Source organism: Dokdonella sp., from assembly GCF_041395345.1.
In the GTDB taxonomy this organism is placed as follows: domain Bacteria; phylum Pseudomonadota; class Gammaproteobacteria; order Xanthomonadales; family Rhodanobacteraceae; genus Dokdonella.
In genome coordinates this window covers 1-14417 of sequence record NZ_JAWLAR010000024.1, presented here as the reverse complement: position 1 = coordinate 14417, position 14417 = coordinate 1, and the positions used below count along the sequence as shown (strand labels likewise).

The following is a 14417-nucleotide window of genomic DNA, read 5'->3' as shown; positions in this document are numbered from 1 at the left end:
ACCGCAAGTCCGCCGGGTTTGGCGGAGGATGATGCTCTCGAAACAAAGGCTGAGGAGCGCTGGACGCGCTTAACCCGTTGATCGATATGGTGGCTATGGGTGGACTCGAACCACCGACCCCAGCATTATGAGTGCTGTGCTCTAACCGGCTGAGCTACATAGCCATGCGAGCCGAAGGCTCTGAGGGGGGTCGGATTCTAGAGGCTGGGCCAACGGTGTCAAGGGTTTGCGTGCATTTTCGCTGATGGATTTGAGCCGCGCTGCCTTGCTGCGGTCGCCGGCACTGTGGAAGAATCGAAGCGGAAGCAGTAAAGCGGGGCGGATTCAGGTTCCCCTTATACTGCGGCGCCCCTGCTCCGAAAGGCTTCAGGGCCAGCAAAACCGAGGGTTATTGGCGTGATTGATCCAGATGGCTACCGTCCCAACGTGGGGATCGTCCTGATTCGGGATGATGGCCGCGTGTTCTGGGCGCGTCGGGTCAACCGCGATGGCTGGCAGTTTCCGCAGGGCGGCATGCGCACCGACGAGACGCCGATCGAGGCGATGTATCGGGAGCTCGAAGAGGAGACCGGCCTGCAGCCCGAGCATGTCGAAGTGCTGGGGGCCACGCCGGGCTGGTTGCGCTACAAGCTGCCCCATCGCTATGTCCGCCACAACGTACGCCCCACCTGCGTGGGCCAGAAGCAGGTCTGGTTCCTGCTGCGCTTCATGGGCGAGGAAACCCATTTCCGCCTGGATGCCAACGAGAAACCCGAGTTCGATCACTGGCGCTGGGTGGATTTCTGGTACCCCAGTGAAAACGTGGTGGCGTTCAAGCGGCGCGTCTACGAGCAGGCCTTGCGCCATCTGCTGCCCCTGGCCGAAGCGTTGTGCCAGGTGCCTTTGCGGGAGGGCGGGGAATCCGCGCCCAGCGACTCGGAACCGGCCTTTTCCCGCTAGGATCGGCCCCGGGCGGCCCTGGTAGTTGACAATCATTCGTATTTGCAATTGAATAGCGTCATTCCCGCACGGGGTATGACGATGTACGTGTGTATCTGCAACGGTGTGACTGACCACGCGATCCGCGAAGCGGCTGCGCGCGGCGTCAGTTCGCTCGAGGAGCTGACCATGCGCACGGGCCTGGCCAGCGGCTGTGGCAGTTGCGCGGATGTGGCTCGCGATATCCTCGATGAAGCGCGTACTCCGCTGATTCGCCCGTTCCCGCTGCGGCTCGCGATCGCGGCATAGCGCGTTCCAGCGCCGCGCTTTTTCTGCACGCATCAATGCGTGCGATTCGCGTTACCCACCCGAATTTTCACAGGCGCTATAGTCGCGCCCTGTGCTGCGCGTTTGATTCTGCGCGGCTGCTTTCAACCCCCGAACGGAGAATGCGCCCATGAAAGGCGACGCCAAGGTCATTGAGCACCTGAACAAGTCCTTGCTCAACGAGCTGACTGCGATCAACCAGTACTTTCTGCATTCACGCATGTACCGCAATTGGGGTTACGCGGAACTGGCCGAGCACGAGTACAAGGAATCGATCGACGAGATGAAGCATGCCGATCGCCTGATCGAGCGCATCCTGTTTCTTGAAGGCCTTCCCAACCTGCAACAGCTTGGCAAGCTTTTGATCGGCGAGAAGCCGAGTGAGGCGATGGCTTGCGATCTGAAGCTGGAGCAGCAGGCCGTGCCGGATCTGAAGGCGGCTATTGCCTATTGCGAGAGCTGCGGCGATTTCGTCAGCCGCAAGTTGTTTGTCGATATCCTCGAATCGGAAGAAGAGCACATCGACTGGCTCGAAACCCAGCTTGAGCTGATTGCGCAACTGGGCGAGGCGAACTATCTGCAGACCAAGATTGGTAGCTAGGGTTTTGTTTCAGGGCGGTTGAACGCTGCGGTTGCGTGGCGATGCCCTTCGACGGACTCAGGGCGAACGGCACTGATTCGAGCGCCCGTCATCCCGGCGAAAGCCGGGAACCATTTTCGAAATCACTGAGATCAAGATGGATGACCAGCCATTCGGCTGGCGATAAGCGCCTCGGGCTTTCGCCGGGATGACGAAACATCGGAATCGGCGTCCAGTCAGTGCAATTCAACTCAGAGCCTCCCCCAGACCTTGGCAGGGGACGAACGGCTATGGACTTCCCGGCTTTGCTAGCGCAGGCCCAGTTCGTCGAAGGCGCTGACCACGCGCTGGAATTCGTTTTCGACGCGATGCGGCAGTGAGCCGAGTTCATCGCTGTTTTTGGCGCGCGCATTGGCTTCGGCGTTGCGGGCCAGCTCGGCCAGGGGCAGGGCGCCCAGGTTGGCGCTGGAAGATTTCAGGGTATGGGTGATTTCGGCGATGGCGTCGTGATCGGTCATGTCCGAGGCTTCGCGCAAGCGTGAAAGCAGGCGCGGGGTATCTTCCAGATAGATCTGCAGCAATCCGGCAAAGCCGTCGCCCATCACCTCGAGCAGCTCCTGGACCACGGCCTGGTCGATCGCCGGTGCCTGCCGCGCGAGTGGCGCTTTCGGCTCGGCGGCCACGGCGCGAACCGGCGGCGCCATTTTTTGTGCGGGTGCTGGCTGCTTCGGCTTGGCTCCGGGATCGCTCGATCGGGGAAGCCATTCGCCGAGTGTGCTGGCCAGCAGGTGTCGATCCAGCGGCTTGGTCAGGTAGTCATCCATGCCCGCTTCGATGCACTTTTCGCGATCACCGGCCATGGCATTGGCGGTCATCGCAATGATCGGCAGGCGCGGCAGGTTCCTCGCGCGTTCTTCGGTGCGTCGCGTGCGCGTGGCCGTATAGCCGTCCATCACCGGCATCTGGCAATCCATCAGGACGATGTCGTAGTGGCCGTGGGCAAGCTTGTCCAGTGCGGCCTGTCCATCACTGGCGACTTCGGATTCGAGGCCCAGCAGGGATAGCAGGCGCGCGGCGACCTGGGCGTTGACCGGATTGTCTTCGACCAGCAAGGCGCGGCCCTGCAATTGCGGCACGGCCTGCGCGGGTGCTTGCGCTTCATCGATCTCGCTGGTCTGGCCGAAGAGCGGCGCTTCGCGCGGCTCTTCGCCGTGACCCACGCCGAGCAGGCGCCCCAGCGTTTCGCGCAATTCGCGCTCGTCGAAGTTGGCGGACAATGCCGTCAGCCGATCGTCGCTGCGCAAATCCTGAACCTCTTCGTTGCTGCCCGCGATCAGGATGCACAGCGAATCGAGCGAGGGGTCGCGACGGATGTTGCGTATCAGCGCAACGGTGGGTGCGCCGACCGAGGCGACATCGATTATCAGAACCTCGTAGATCCAGCGTTCACCCTTGCTCGAATTTGCACGCAGCTTGCTCAGCGCATCCACCGCGAGATTGCTGTGCATGTGGCTCATGCCGAGCTGCGCCACGAGGCTGCCGGCGCGGCGCAGGAACGCGTCTTCGCCGCTCAGCAGCAAGGCGCGCACACCGGCCAGGTCGCTGCGCGAGCGGACATCGCCAATCGCCTTGCGCAAGGGCACGTTGAACCAGAAAACCGAGCCGCGTCCCACTTCGGATCGCACGCCGATCTTGCCTTCCATCAGGTCGACCAGACGCCGGCAGATGACCAGACCGAGACCGGTGCCGCCGAACACGCGCGTGGTCGAGGCATCGGCCTGCGAGAACGGTCGGAACAGTTTCTGCTTGGCCGCTTCCGAGATGCCGATGCCGGTATCGCGCACGGCGAATGTCACTTCGTGATGGCTGCGCGTTTCGGCGCGCTTGCTGACCTGGATGGTGACGCTGCCGCGCTCGGTAAACTTGATCGCGTTGCTGACCAGGTTGGTCAACACCTGGCGCAGGCGGATCGGATCGCCGCGAACCGCCAGACGCACGGCGGGATCGATGACCACGCCCAGGCGCAGTCCCTTGGCCGTGGCGCTGCCTTCCATCAGGGTCGCCACCGAGTCGACGACTTCCTTCAGGTTGACGCCGACATCCTCGAGTTCGAGCTTGCTCGCTTCCAGTTTCGAGAAATCGAGGATGTCATCGACGATGCGCAGAAGTTCCAGCGACGACTGGTGCGCGGTGGCCAGATATTCCTGCTGGTCGGGGCGCAGCGGCGTCGAGCGGAGCAGGTCGAGCAGGGGCACGATGCCGTTCAGTGGCGTGCGGATCTCGTGACTCATGGTGGCCAGGAATTCGCCCTTGGCCATGGTCGCTGCTTCGGCCTGCTGCTTGGCGGCGACCAGATCATGTTGCATGGCCCGCAGCGCTTCGAGTTCTTCCAGCATGGCAGGTGCCGGACGACTGCTTGCCGGCTGCCCGGATGCGCCGCTCGCCCCAGCATCCCTTGCCGAATCCGGAGCGCGCAGCCCGACCAGCGCGGTCACGGCAATCAGCGCCGAGACGACCACCAGCGCGCCGCTGAGGGCTGCGACAGGCAGATGCGGAAGAAAAACGAGGCCCAGGCCGAGCGCAAGCGCGAGGAAGGCGAGGAAGACGATCAGCCAGGCGGGCCCACCGATGCGTCTGCGCTGGCTTTGCTGTGCGATGCGTTGGGCGTGTCGGCGCATGCGGGGTCGAGGACTCAGTTGCCGGTCATATGGAAATCGTAGGAGGTATCGCGTGTGGCCTGGTGCACGAAATTGCCCTGGATCAGATCGATGCCGCTGGCCCAGAGCGAGGCGGCCACGCGGGCTTCCTCGACGCGCGGCGCAATCACGCGGCGACCTCCTGCATGCGCCAGCTTGACCAGTTCACGCAACTCGCTGCGCAGGCTGTCATCCGGATCGGCGGTGTAGCGTGGCGAGAGCTTGATGAAGTCCACTGGCAGATTGAGCAGCATCTCGGTGCCGAGCATGCCGGCTTCGAGGCCGGACAGGGTCAGGCTGACGCCAAGTTGCTTCATGGCCATCGCAAAGCGGATATACGCCGACAGCGATTTGGCGGCATCGGCGAGACGCAGTTCGACCGAGATCTGTGCCGCGGGTACACGGTGGGTATCGAGCGCGTTGCGCATCCACTCGACGCGCGTCGCATCAAGCACGCTGCTTGACGAAAGGCTGAGGAACAGGCGCAGATGGCGACCGTCGCGCAGGTGTTCGGCGATCGTGGCGAGGCAGCTGCCGAACATCCAGCGATCGACGTCGGAAATCAGCCCGGCTTCTTCCGCAGCCGGAACCAGCTCGGCGGCGGCATAGACGCGTCCATCTTCGGTCGACAGGCGCAGCAGGGCCTGGAATTGCTCTTCCTCTTCGCCATGCAGGGAGACTATCGGCTGGAAGACGACCCGGAAGCTGGAATCTTCGAGTGCCTTGCGGATGGCGGCGACGACGACTTCGGTGTTGTCTGCGCTGGCGGCGGCTTCGACCAGGGCGATTCCGCCTCGTCCTGCAGCCTGCGCGTCACGCAAGGCTTTTTCGGCGGCGTCGATCATGGCCTTGGCATCGCCGGCAACCGCTTCGAACGGGCAGATGCCCACTTCGATCTTCAGTTCCTGCGGAACCTTGGTGGTGCCGAAACTCTCGACCGCCACGCACGCGCGCAGGGCCTTGGCACGATCTTCGAGTCCCTCGGCGGACAGATCCGGATTGAGCAGCAGGAATCCATGTCCACCGGAACGGGCCAGCATGTCGGCGTTGCCGATATGGGCGGCCAGCAGGGTCGTCAGGCGTTCGATCAGGGTACGGAAGGCCGAGTGCCCGACGCGCTGCTCGCAGGTGGCGGCATCGGCGAGTTCGAGATAGAGCAGGCCACCCTTGCGCGTTGCCGCATCTTCCATCGACAGCATTTCAGCGAGACGCCGGGTCAACTGCGCCGAGTCATGCACGCCCTTGATCGCCTCGCGTGTGCTTGGCGCCGCGCGTCGACGACGCTCGAGCAGGCGGGCCCGCTTGACCCGGCTCGTGACCGCGGAAATCAGGTGACGCGGGGCGATCGGCTTGCTCAGGAAGTCGTCACCGCCGGCGCTCAGCGCTTCGAAATGCTTTTCGGTATCGCCTTCGCCGGACAGAAACACGATGGGCGTGGAAATATAGGCTTCGCGCTCGCGGATCAGGGCGGTCAGTTCCATGCCGTCGCACACCGGCATGTTCAGATCCATCAGGATCAGATCCGGCCGGAACTCGTCGAGCTTGTCGAGCACGACCGAAGCATCGTCGACCGAGAGCGCATCCATGCCGTTCTTGCGCAGGATCGACTCCGCGAACAAGGCCTGCGAACGGTCATCCTCGACAATCATGATGCGGAACGGATCGGCGTGTTCGGCGGCGGTCAACTCGCGCAGGCGCGCCATGACCGCGTCGGCTCCGCCGGGTTGGACGATGTATGCATCGCAGCCGGCGCGCATGGCACGCAGGCGAGCAGCCAGGTCGGTCTTTTCGGCGGACAGGGCGATCAGCAAGACGCGCTTGCCCGAGCGCGTCCGGGCGGCGCGGACCAACGCACCGATTTCCTCGATGGCTTCCTCGAAACCGCCTTCGAGCAGCACCAGCGACGGTGTTGCGCGGTGCATGGATTCCTTCAGCGCATCGACGGTTCGGAGGTTTTCGATCTCGTTGCCCTGCGCGCGTAGTTGCTGATCGAGTGCCTTGCCGAGATCCGCGCCATCACCCAGATGGAACACCTTGCGCGGAGCCGTATCGATATCGGCCTCGACGGCGACATCCGTTTCGGTTTCCGGCTCCGGTTCGGGCTGCGCCGGTGGCTTGATAGCGGCCGCCTGGGGCACGGCTGGCGCTTCGGCCACGGGATCAGGCGCGCTTTCCTGCACGGTTGCCGGCGCGGTCAGCGTTGCCGGTTCCTTTTTCGGCGGCTCGGGTGCAACGGTCGGTTCGGGGGCCGCGGTGCTTGCCGGCGGGGGCTTCGACGCGAATCGCCGCCAGTAGTCGGCGGGCGGTCGCACCAGCAGCGGGAATCCATTGGCCTCGGCAGTAGCGTAGCCGAACAGTGTGGTTGGCTCATCGTCGACCGGAAGGCTTTCCTGCTCGGACGAGGGCTCGGCGCTCGCCAGCGCTTGCAGGCGCCTGTCCATCTCCTGAAGGGTCTCGCTGTCAGGTACGCGCGGTGGATCCAGAACGGTCCAGAGACACTCGGCGAAATCTTCCAGGTTGCCGGCGACTGCCGCCCTGTCGAGCAGATGACAGCTGCTGGCCAGCGCCTCGGCATCCTCGGCCAGAAGCAGGGCCGCATTGATGTCCCAGCTTCCCTGGCGCAGCTGTTCCGCGCGCGCGCGCAAATCGCCGGTGCGTGCCGGAATCTGGTTGACGTAGGTCGCGCGGGAGCGCGGTCGTCTGGAAATGAGTTCCCTGGCCTGCATGGGTCCCCCTGTGGAACCGGTTGCGACTATAGCAGCGCGCCGGTCTGCCCTGAACCATTCAGGCGGCGTGCGAAGCGCATGCCAGTCCCCGCGTTGGCCCCCGCCCATGAAGGCACGGTGGTCAGAACGGCTTGACCACGACCAGAATGACGATCGCGATCAGCAGCACGGCGGGAACCTCGTTGAACAGACGCAGCCAGCGGCTCGATCGTGTGCAGCTGTCGTTGGCCAACTGCCGGGTCAGGCGCACCAGCATCAGGTGGTAGGCGATGAGAAGAATCACCAGCAACAGCTTGAGATGAAACCAGCCGCCCGTGGTCAGGGCCTCAGGCGCGTTGTGCATCCACCAGGCCATCAGGGCGATGCCGAACGCCAGCGCCAGCGCGCCGCCGATGTGGGTGATCATCAGCAAGCGCCGCTGCATGATCCGGAGGCGCTGGCGCAGCTCGGGCTCGCTGGCCTCGACGTCGTAGACGAACAGCCTCGGCAGATAGAAGAGACCGGCAAACCAGGTGACGACGAAGATGATGTGGAAGGCTTTCAGCCAGAGCATGCGGGTTCGACTCTTGATGGGGCGCAGGATCGCGCCGTGAACGTGGAAAATCGCGATGGGCAACCTGCTCGGTCAATCAGCAGCGGTACGGTCTGCAGGGGCCGCCATGGCCCAGCGACTTTCCGCAGCTTCGCCAAGGCAACGCCTGAAAGGCCGCCATTCCGGCGCGACCCGCCGATCGCCTGTCGAGAGCCGCCTGGATGACGGGACGAAGCCTGTCCGGCAAATGCTCGGGCCAGCGCCCTACGCGGTACCATGGGCGCAGTATAGCTGCGCTTGACGCCACTCCGCGGGGGTGGCTATAAGCGCAATCCCCTTGCGAACGCCCGTTTCGGCTCGGCGCGACTGTCCATGAGTACTCCGCATTTCGAGATTCGTCAGGTCAACCATGCGCGCTCGCGATGGGTCTGGCTGTTTGCCGCCCTGATCTGGCTGGGAACGCTTACCCTCGCCGTGGTCGGCACCAGCCTGTTTCTGTCGAAATCGGTGCAGGAGGACAGCACCAGGATCAATGTCGACAGCATGGATGTCGAGGCATTGAAGATGCGCATTGCGGTACTGGAGCGTTCCGAGCAGGTGGCCAGGGCGGCCCTGGTCGATCTGCAGCAGACCCTGCGCGAACGGGAGGAGGAGATCGCCGGCGTGCGTGCCGATCTGGCCTTCTACGGTCGCCTTGTCGGTGGCGCCAAGCGCGAGGGCCTGGCGGTGCATGCCCTGCGGCTGACTCCTGTTGCCGATTCACGCGCCTGGAACTTCTCGGCGACCCTGACCCAGAACTTCAAGCGCGGTGCGGAAACGACCGGTCGATTGACGCTTTCAGTCACCGGAATCGCCGATGGCAAGATCGAGACAGTGGAGTGGAAAGACTTGAGCCAGGAGTCCGAAAGTGCCGGAATCGGCTATGCGTTCAAGTATTTTCAGCAAGTCAACGGCATCATCATGCTTCCGGAAGGCTTCGAGCCGAATACCGTTCGCGTGAGCGTTGACGGTGGCGGGGGGCGAGGTGTTCAGGAATTTTCTTGGGAAGATGCGGCGAAAGCCGAGGAGTCAGACAATGTTCGGGAATGACAAGCGAGGCAATCGCTCGATGTCGGCGATCACGACCCTGGTGGCTGAAGGAACAGTCATCCGTGGTGATGTCGAATTCAGTGGCGGATTGCATCTGGACGGCGCGGTCGAAGGGGCGATTTCGGCCCAGGGCGACAAGGCCGTGTTCACGTTGAGCGAGAAGGGGCGGGTAGAGGGCGAGATTCGCGCGCCGAACGCCGTGATCAATGGCAAGGTCACCGGCGACATCATCGTCAGCCAGCGCCTTGAGCTGGCCGAGAAGGCGCGCATCGATGGCAATGTCTACTACAAGGTGCTGGAAATGGCCGCCGGCGCACAACTGAATGGCAAGATGATCTATCAGGCCGAACCGCCGCGGCAGCTCAGCGGGCCGGGTACAGTCAAGGCCGAGAGCGACGAAACCGTCGATGCGGAACCTGCGCGCGCTTGAATCGGACGCTTTCGCCACGATCTCCTGTAGTCAGCTGCAGGCTTTTGTGAGCGCCGGAAACAGATCATGAACAGTACAGCCACACCCACCTACCTGGATTTCACCGAAGCGCCGATGGTGTTCACCGCGGCGGCTGCGAGCAAGGTGACCGAGTTGATTGCCGAAGAAGGCAATCCGCAGCTGAGTCTGCGCGTGTATATCAGTGGCGGCGGCTGTTCCGGATTCCAGTACGGGTTCACCTTTGACGAAGAGCGTGCCGAGGATGACCTCGCCATCGAGCGCGATGGCGTGTTCCTGCTGGTTGATCCGCTCAGCCTGCAATACCTGACCGGGGCCGAGATCGATTATTCGGAATCCCTGACCGGTGCCCAGTTCGTCATCCGCAATCCGAACGCGAAGACGACCTGCGGGTGTGGATCGTCGTTTGCCGTATAGGCTTCCATCCGTGGTGGTCAGTGCGATGAACGACCTTGCCAGTTCCCGCAGGGCCGGTTGGCAACAGGGAGTCGCCCGTTGAGTGCCGATCAGCGCAGCCGCAACAATGTCTTCGCCGGGCTCGCGCTGGATCGCTGCAGCGAGCGTCGTCTCGATCTGGACTGGCTGCGCGATGTCGAAGGCGCGGCGCAGGCGCGATTTCTGGTCGTGGGACCGGATGGCAAGGCATTGAGCCATGCCGAGGGCCGCGGCTTGCGCCTGCTGGACGGTGGCGAACGCGCCGAATTGCTCTCGGACCTTGCGCCCACGTTGCTCGGTGTGGACCCGGAGCAGAATCCCTATTTCCTGCTGACGCCGGATCACGAGGCGTGCAGCCGCGCGGGCGAGCGCTGTGCGGGCCATTTCCTCGACCTGCGCCGGGCGGGAATTGCCATGCCCGCTTTCGAGGCGGGTCTGTTTGCCTACGCGCGCGGCCTGGCGCACTGGCAGTCGCGGTCACGCTGGTGCGGTGCCTGCGGCAGCGCGCTTTCGCTGGAGTGGGCCGGACATCGTGCCCGCTGCACCAACAAGGCCTGTGGCATCGAGCACTTCCCGCGTACCGATCCCGCTATCATCGTGATCGTCACCTGGCGCGACGCCTGCCTGCTTGGACGGCAGTCGTCCTGGCCGCAAGGGCGCTATTCCACTCTGGCCGGCTTCGTCGAACCGGGCGAGACGCTGGAAGATGCGGTGCGCCGCGAAGTCTTCGAGGAAGCCGGTGTACGCGTGGTCGACAGCGACTACCACTCTTCACAACCCTGGCCATTCCCGTCTTCGCTGATGCTCGGATTCACGGCTCGCGCCGACGATCCGCGGATTCAGGTCGGTGACGAGATCGACGAGGCGCGCTGGTTCGAAGTGGATGAATTCGTGCATGACGTCGAGTCGGGCGCGCTCGGCCTGCCGCCGCCCCTGTCGGTGTCCTACCGCCTGATCGAGCACTGGCTGAAGCAGGCCGGCGGTCTTGAACTCGGCGCACTGAAATCCCCCGCGACCTGGACCTGACTCCTTCAAGGCTGCTCTGAACGAGTCTTCTCTCTTCATCCCGGCGCCGGCCGGGGTCCCGTTCTGCTCTTGACTCGCCAAGATGGAAACAAGAGCTGGATCCGAGGCTGCGCCGGGATGACGAAAGGGTGAGGGTCGGCCTTGAGGCTGGCTCGGGCTACAATCTCCATGCCTCAACGCCAAAGTTGGAAATCATGGCCAAGACCCTGATCGCGATCGTCCTTGTGCTGGTGAGCATGCATGCGCTGCCTGACCTGGCGCGTTTCCGCCGATTTGCCTGGTTGCGCGGCTGGATGGGGGAAGATCAGGGTGGCTCGGCCCGCACCCTGCTCGTGCCGTTGCTGATCCTGGTGGTCATCTCGCTGATTCAGGCTGCCCTGCACCGCCATTGGTTCGGCCTTCTCGAGCTCGCCTTCATGGTCGTGGTGCTCTACATGAGCTGGGGTCCGCGCGATCTTGACATGGACATCGATGCGGTCCTCAAGGCACCGGACCGTGCGCAACGCAGCGATGCTGCGCAGATGCTGGCCAGGGGCGTCAGCGAGAAGCCGGTGTCGCTGAGCGCCTCCTCGCTGGTCGAGGCCAGTTTTGCTGCAGCCCTTTCGCGCCAGTTCGGCGTGCTGTTCTGGTTTGCCCTGTTGGGCCCGCTGGGGGCAGCCGGATACCGACTGGTGCAGTTGATGGCCCGCTCACCCTCGTTCCGCGAGGTGGTTGGCGAACGTCGCGAAGTGTTCGAACGCACCGCCCTGATTCTCGATTGGGCGCCCGCGCATCTGATCGCCTGGACGCTGGCCCTGGTATCGGATTTCGATGCGACGGTGCGTGCCTGGCGCGAATACCATCTGGCCCACGGTCAGGGCTATTTCACGCTCGATCTGGGCTTTCTGCCGGCGATTGCCCGAGCCGGCGTCGACGCGGACGTCGCGGCAGGCGACGGCGGCGAAGAAAGTGTCGGCGATCCGATGGCCGAACTTGCCGATGCGCGCGTGATCCTGCGCCGGGTGCTGTATGTGTGGCTGGCCGTGATCGCCGTGATCGTGCTGGGTGGCTGGGCGAACTAGTCCGAAATGCAGAAGTTCGCCTTCACGAGAGGCGACAGCTAGTCGGCAATGGTCCCGTGGGCATTCGCCTCGCGGTCGAGAATATCGGTGGCTTCATCGAACATCGCCTTGGCCTCGGCCACGGTTTCCGCGATGCAGACCACGCCGAGCTTGCCGAACTCCGACAGCGCACCGAGCAGATTGAACACGATGCCGCGCTGGCGCGTGTCGTCGAAGTGCAGGCGTCTGGCGACCACGATGTCGATCAGGTCCTCGGGAGTGAAGCAGCGGTAGTGGGGACGGACCAGGGTGTCGGTCGCGTAGTAGCAGCGGTTCTGTCCCATGGGCGTGACATAGCGTGCGCTTTCGGAGTCGTACTTGCCCGAAGTCAGGAATTGCAGCATGTGGAACGGAAGCGTGGTACCGCCCTTGCGCAAGTTGATCTCGATGGCGACATGTTGCCAACCCGCCGCGGTGCGATGGGAGACGAAGTCGATGGCGAAGCGGCCGAGCACGCCCCGTTCGCGCAGCACTTCACCGATGCGCCAGCCCGCCTCGTGCAGATCGCGCCGATAGGCTTCCCTGGCCGGAAACGTGCTTCCAAGGAATATCTGACCGCTCTCGCCGCCGAGAGTCTGGTCATGGGTGGAAATCAGTTCGAGGCGGTTCAGCGGATCCACGCGCATTTGCACCGAAGGTGAGCACTTGTCTTCTCCCTCGACCCAGGCCTCGACGATGCCGCCCATTTCGCGAAACTTTTCCGAATAGTGCTCGAAGCTTTCATTTGCCGCTTCGCAGCGAAGGCGACGCGGCAACTCCTTGCGTACCCATTCGGTGGTTATGGAAGAAGTCGCTTCGTCGAAATCAAACACGGCATTGCCTTCGCCCGAGAAGCCATCGTTGTGCTTGATCACGCAACGTCGCAGGCTCGGATTGCCTCGCTTGAGCGAAGCAATGGCAGCTGCGGCGTCGTCCATGTCGCGCAGGTCTTCCACGCCATCGGCAAGGTCAACGCCGGCGGCCTTGAATGCCCTGCGGCTGCCGCTCTTGTTGCCGAGGTGGGCGAGGTCGGGATCACAGGCAAACAGCGGAATACCGAGCTGAATGGCCAGCGCTGCCTCGAGTTCGCTGGCGTTGAACACCGACATGTGCGCAAACGCGGGATCCCTGATCGCTGCACGGATGCGTGCAAGCAGCCGCGGTCGCTCGAGTATCTTTCGCGTGAGCGTAACCGGCGAGGAATCATAGGCCGACAGCAAGGTCAGCCGGCTGCGTGCATGCGCAGTCGGCACTCCCTGCAGCAGGCTCAGGTAGTAGTCGACGACTACCGGATCCAGTGGCACGCTGGTCACGAACACGATGCGCGTATTCGGCAGGCGCAACCACATCAGCATGCTGAGCTGGCGTTCCTCGTAGTGACGTACGCCATCGATCTTGGCCAGGGTGTCGGCATCCAGGCTGAGCCCCGGTACGACGACAATCGTGCGCGGCGCAAGGCGGTCGTCCTGGAAGCGCTCGAACATCGGCCGCAGCTTCGTCTGAATTCGGGCCAGCGCCGCTCTATCGTAGTCCGTGAAGCTGGGCATCAACCCGATCTCCCCTGGCGGAGTTTGGCGGCAGCGCCCTGACGTGCATGGCGGGATGCTTGCCGCGGTTCGCTTCGAGTATATCGCCGGTTCCCGCACGTACCAGCGCGCGGCTTCCCGGTTGTGGTGCGATCCGGCACACTGTGGACATGGCCGTTGATACCTACACCGCGCCCTTTCATGTGCAAACGGGTGGAAGCCATGCCTTTCTGGTGTTGTGCGACCACGCCTCCAATGCCATTCCCGAGTCGTACAACGCACTGGGCATGCGTCCGTGCGATCTTGAACGGCACATCGCCTGGGACATCGGCGCGCGCGGCGTCAGCCTGGAGCTTGCGAAAAGGATGGACTGTCCCGCCGTACTGGGTGGTTCTTCGCGATTGCTGATCGACCTGAACCGCGACATCGACGACTCCGGCTCGATCGTTGCAGAGAACGACAATACGTTCGTGCCCGGAAACCTTTCTGTCAGCGATGAAGAACGCGCGCTGCGCGTACGCCACTTCTATGCGCCCTACCATGCCCACATCGAGGCCATGCTCGACGAACTGCTTGCGCGGCGCGTGAAGCCGGTCGTGATTTCGGTGCACAGTTTCAATCGGATGATGGGCGGCATCGAACGCCCCTGGCAGGTCGCCGTACTCTGGTCGCAAGCGCGTGAGCCGATAGTTCCGCTGATTGAATGGTTTGCCGGGCAGGGCTTTCAAGTCGGCGAAAACCAGCCCTACGACGCCCGCATCCTCGGCGGGCATACGATCGAACAACATGCGATGCATCGACAATTGCCGCATGTCATCTTCGAGATCCGCAACGATGAAATCGCGACTCCGCAGCAGCAGCAGGCGTGGGGCCAGAGACTGCACCGGGCGATCATCGAAACCCGATTCGGGCGCTCCGGCTGACGCGCGCCGCGTTCAGGCAGCTCGACATGGCCGGGCATGATCAACGCCTCATGGCCGAGCCAGACATCGTTGCCGACGACGGTGTCGCCCTTGCAGGGCAACTCGCCGGGCC

The 14417-nt window shown here is 63.5% G+C and carries 13 protein-coding genes and 1 tRNA gene; 9 read left to right on the top strand and 5 right to left on the bottom strand.

What is annotated here, in order from left to right:
- Positions 1–87: 87 nt before the first annotated feature.
- Positions 88–164, bottom strand: a tRNA-Met gene (locus R3F00_RS17155).
- A 232-nt stretch (positions 165–396) separates the two neighbouring features.
- On the opposite strand from R3F00_RS17155, the gene R3F00_RS17150 reads away from it, so the two are divergent.
- From R3F00_RS17150 to bfr, 3 genes are all read left to right on the top strand, one after another.
- Positions 397–939: an RNA pyrophosphohydrolase gene (locus R3F00_RS17150; protein WP_371282950.1), complete on the top strand. Its 543-nt coding sequence runs from the start codon at positions 397–399 to the stop codon at positions 937–939.
- 81 nt (positions 940–1020) lie between these two features.
- The gene (locus R3F00_RS17145) at positions 1021–1227 is read left to right on the top strand and encodes a bacterioferritin-associated ferredoxin (RefSeq protein ID WP_371282949.1); all 207 of its coding nucleotides are present in this window, start codon (positions 1021–1023) and stop codon (positions 1225–1227) included.
- Positions 1228–1375: 148 nt separating this feature from the next.
- Positions 1376–1846 (top strand): bacterioferritin, encoded by a 471-nt coding sequence (gene bfr, locus R3F00_RS17140; protein WP_371282948.1) that lies wholly within the window; start codon positions 1376–1378, stop codon positions 1844–1846.
- Between the two features lie 287 nt (positions 1847–2133).
- Here bfr and R3F00_RS17135 read toward each other — a convergent pair whose 3' ends face one another.
- The 3 genes from R3F00_RS17135 to R3F00_RS17125 all read right to left on the bottom strand — a co-directional run bounded on the left by R3F00_RS17135 (position 2134) and on the right by R3F00_RS17125 (position 7800).
- Positions 2134–4503, bottom strand: a complete 2370-nt coding sequence (locus tag R3F00_RS17135) for an ATP-binding protein (RefSeq protein ID WP_371282947.1) — start codon at positions 4501–4503, stop codon at positions 2134–2136.
- Between the two features lie 14 nt (positions 4504–4517).
- The gene (locus R3F00_RS17130) at positions 4518–7247 is read right to left on the bottom strand and encodes an EAL domain-containing protein (protein ID WP_371282946.1); all 2730 of its coding nucleotides are present in this window, start codon (positions 7245–7247) and stop codon (positions 4518–4520) included.
- A 121-nt stretch (positions 7248–7368) separates the two neighbouring features.
- On the bottom strand, positions 7369–7800 hold the full coding sequence (locus R3F00_RS17125) for a CopD family protein (RefSeq protein WP_371282945.1): 432 nt from the start codon (positions 7798–7800) through the stop codon (positions 7369–7371).
- Positions 7801–8151: 351 nt separating this feature from the next.
- Between R3F00_RS17125 and R3F00_RS17120 the strand changes: the two genes are divergently transcribed.
- The 5 genes from R3F00_RS17120 (at position 8152) to R3F00_RS17100 (ending at position 11838) form a co-directional block, all read left to right on the top strand.
- Entirely contained in the window at positions 8152–8868 is a 717-nt protein-coding gene (locus tag R3F00_RS17120) for a DUF6776 family protein (RefSeq protein ID WP_371282944.1), read from the top strand.
- A complete protein-coding gene (locus R3F00_RS17115) occupies positions 8855–9298 on the top strand; it encodes a polymer-forming cytoskeletal protein (RefSeq protein ID WP_371282943.1) in 444 nt (147 codons plus the stop codon). The genes R3F00_RS17120 and R3F00_RS17115 overlap by 14 nt, the downstream gene beginning before the upstream one ends.
- Before the next feature lie 66 nt (positions 9299–9364).
- A complete protein-coding gene (gene erpA / locus R3F00_RS17110; protein ID WP_371282942.1) occupies positions 9365–9733 on the top strand; it encodes an iron-sulfur cluster insertion protein ErpA in 369 nt (122 codons plus the stop codon).
- Between the two features lie 78 nt (positions 9734–9811).
- Entirely contained in the window at positions 9812–10777 is a 966-nt protein-coding gene (gene nudC / locus R3F00_RS17105) for an NAD(+) diphosphatase (protein ID WP_371282941.1), read from the top strand.
- Positions 10778–10971: 194 nt separating this feature from the next.
- A complete protein-coding gene (locus R3F00_RS17100; RefSeq protein ID WP_371282940.1) occupies positions 10972–11838 on the top strand; it encodes a beta-lactamase induction protein in 867 nt (288 codons plus the stop codon).
- Positions 11839–11876: 38 nt separating this feature from the next.
- On the opposite strand, the gene R3F00_RS17095 is transcribed toward R3F00_RS17100, so the two are convergent.
- Positions 11877–13403, bottom strand: a complete 1527-nt coding sequence (locus R3F00_RS17095; RefSeq protein WP_371282939.1) for a peptide ligase PGM1-related protein — start codon at positions 13401–13403, stop codon at positions 11877–11879.
- Between the two features lie 149 nt (positions 13404–13552).
- Between R3F00_RS17095 and R3F00_RS17090 the strand changes: the two genes are divergently transcribed.
- The gene (locus tag R3F00_RS17090; protein WP_371282938.1) at positions 13553–14305 is read left to right on the top strand and encodes an N-formylglutamate amidohydrolase; all 753 of its coding nucleotides are present in this window, start codon (positions 13553–13555) and stop codon (positions 14303–14305) included.
- The last annotated feature ends 112 nt before the right edge of the window (positions 14306–14417 follow it).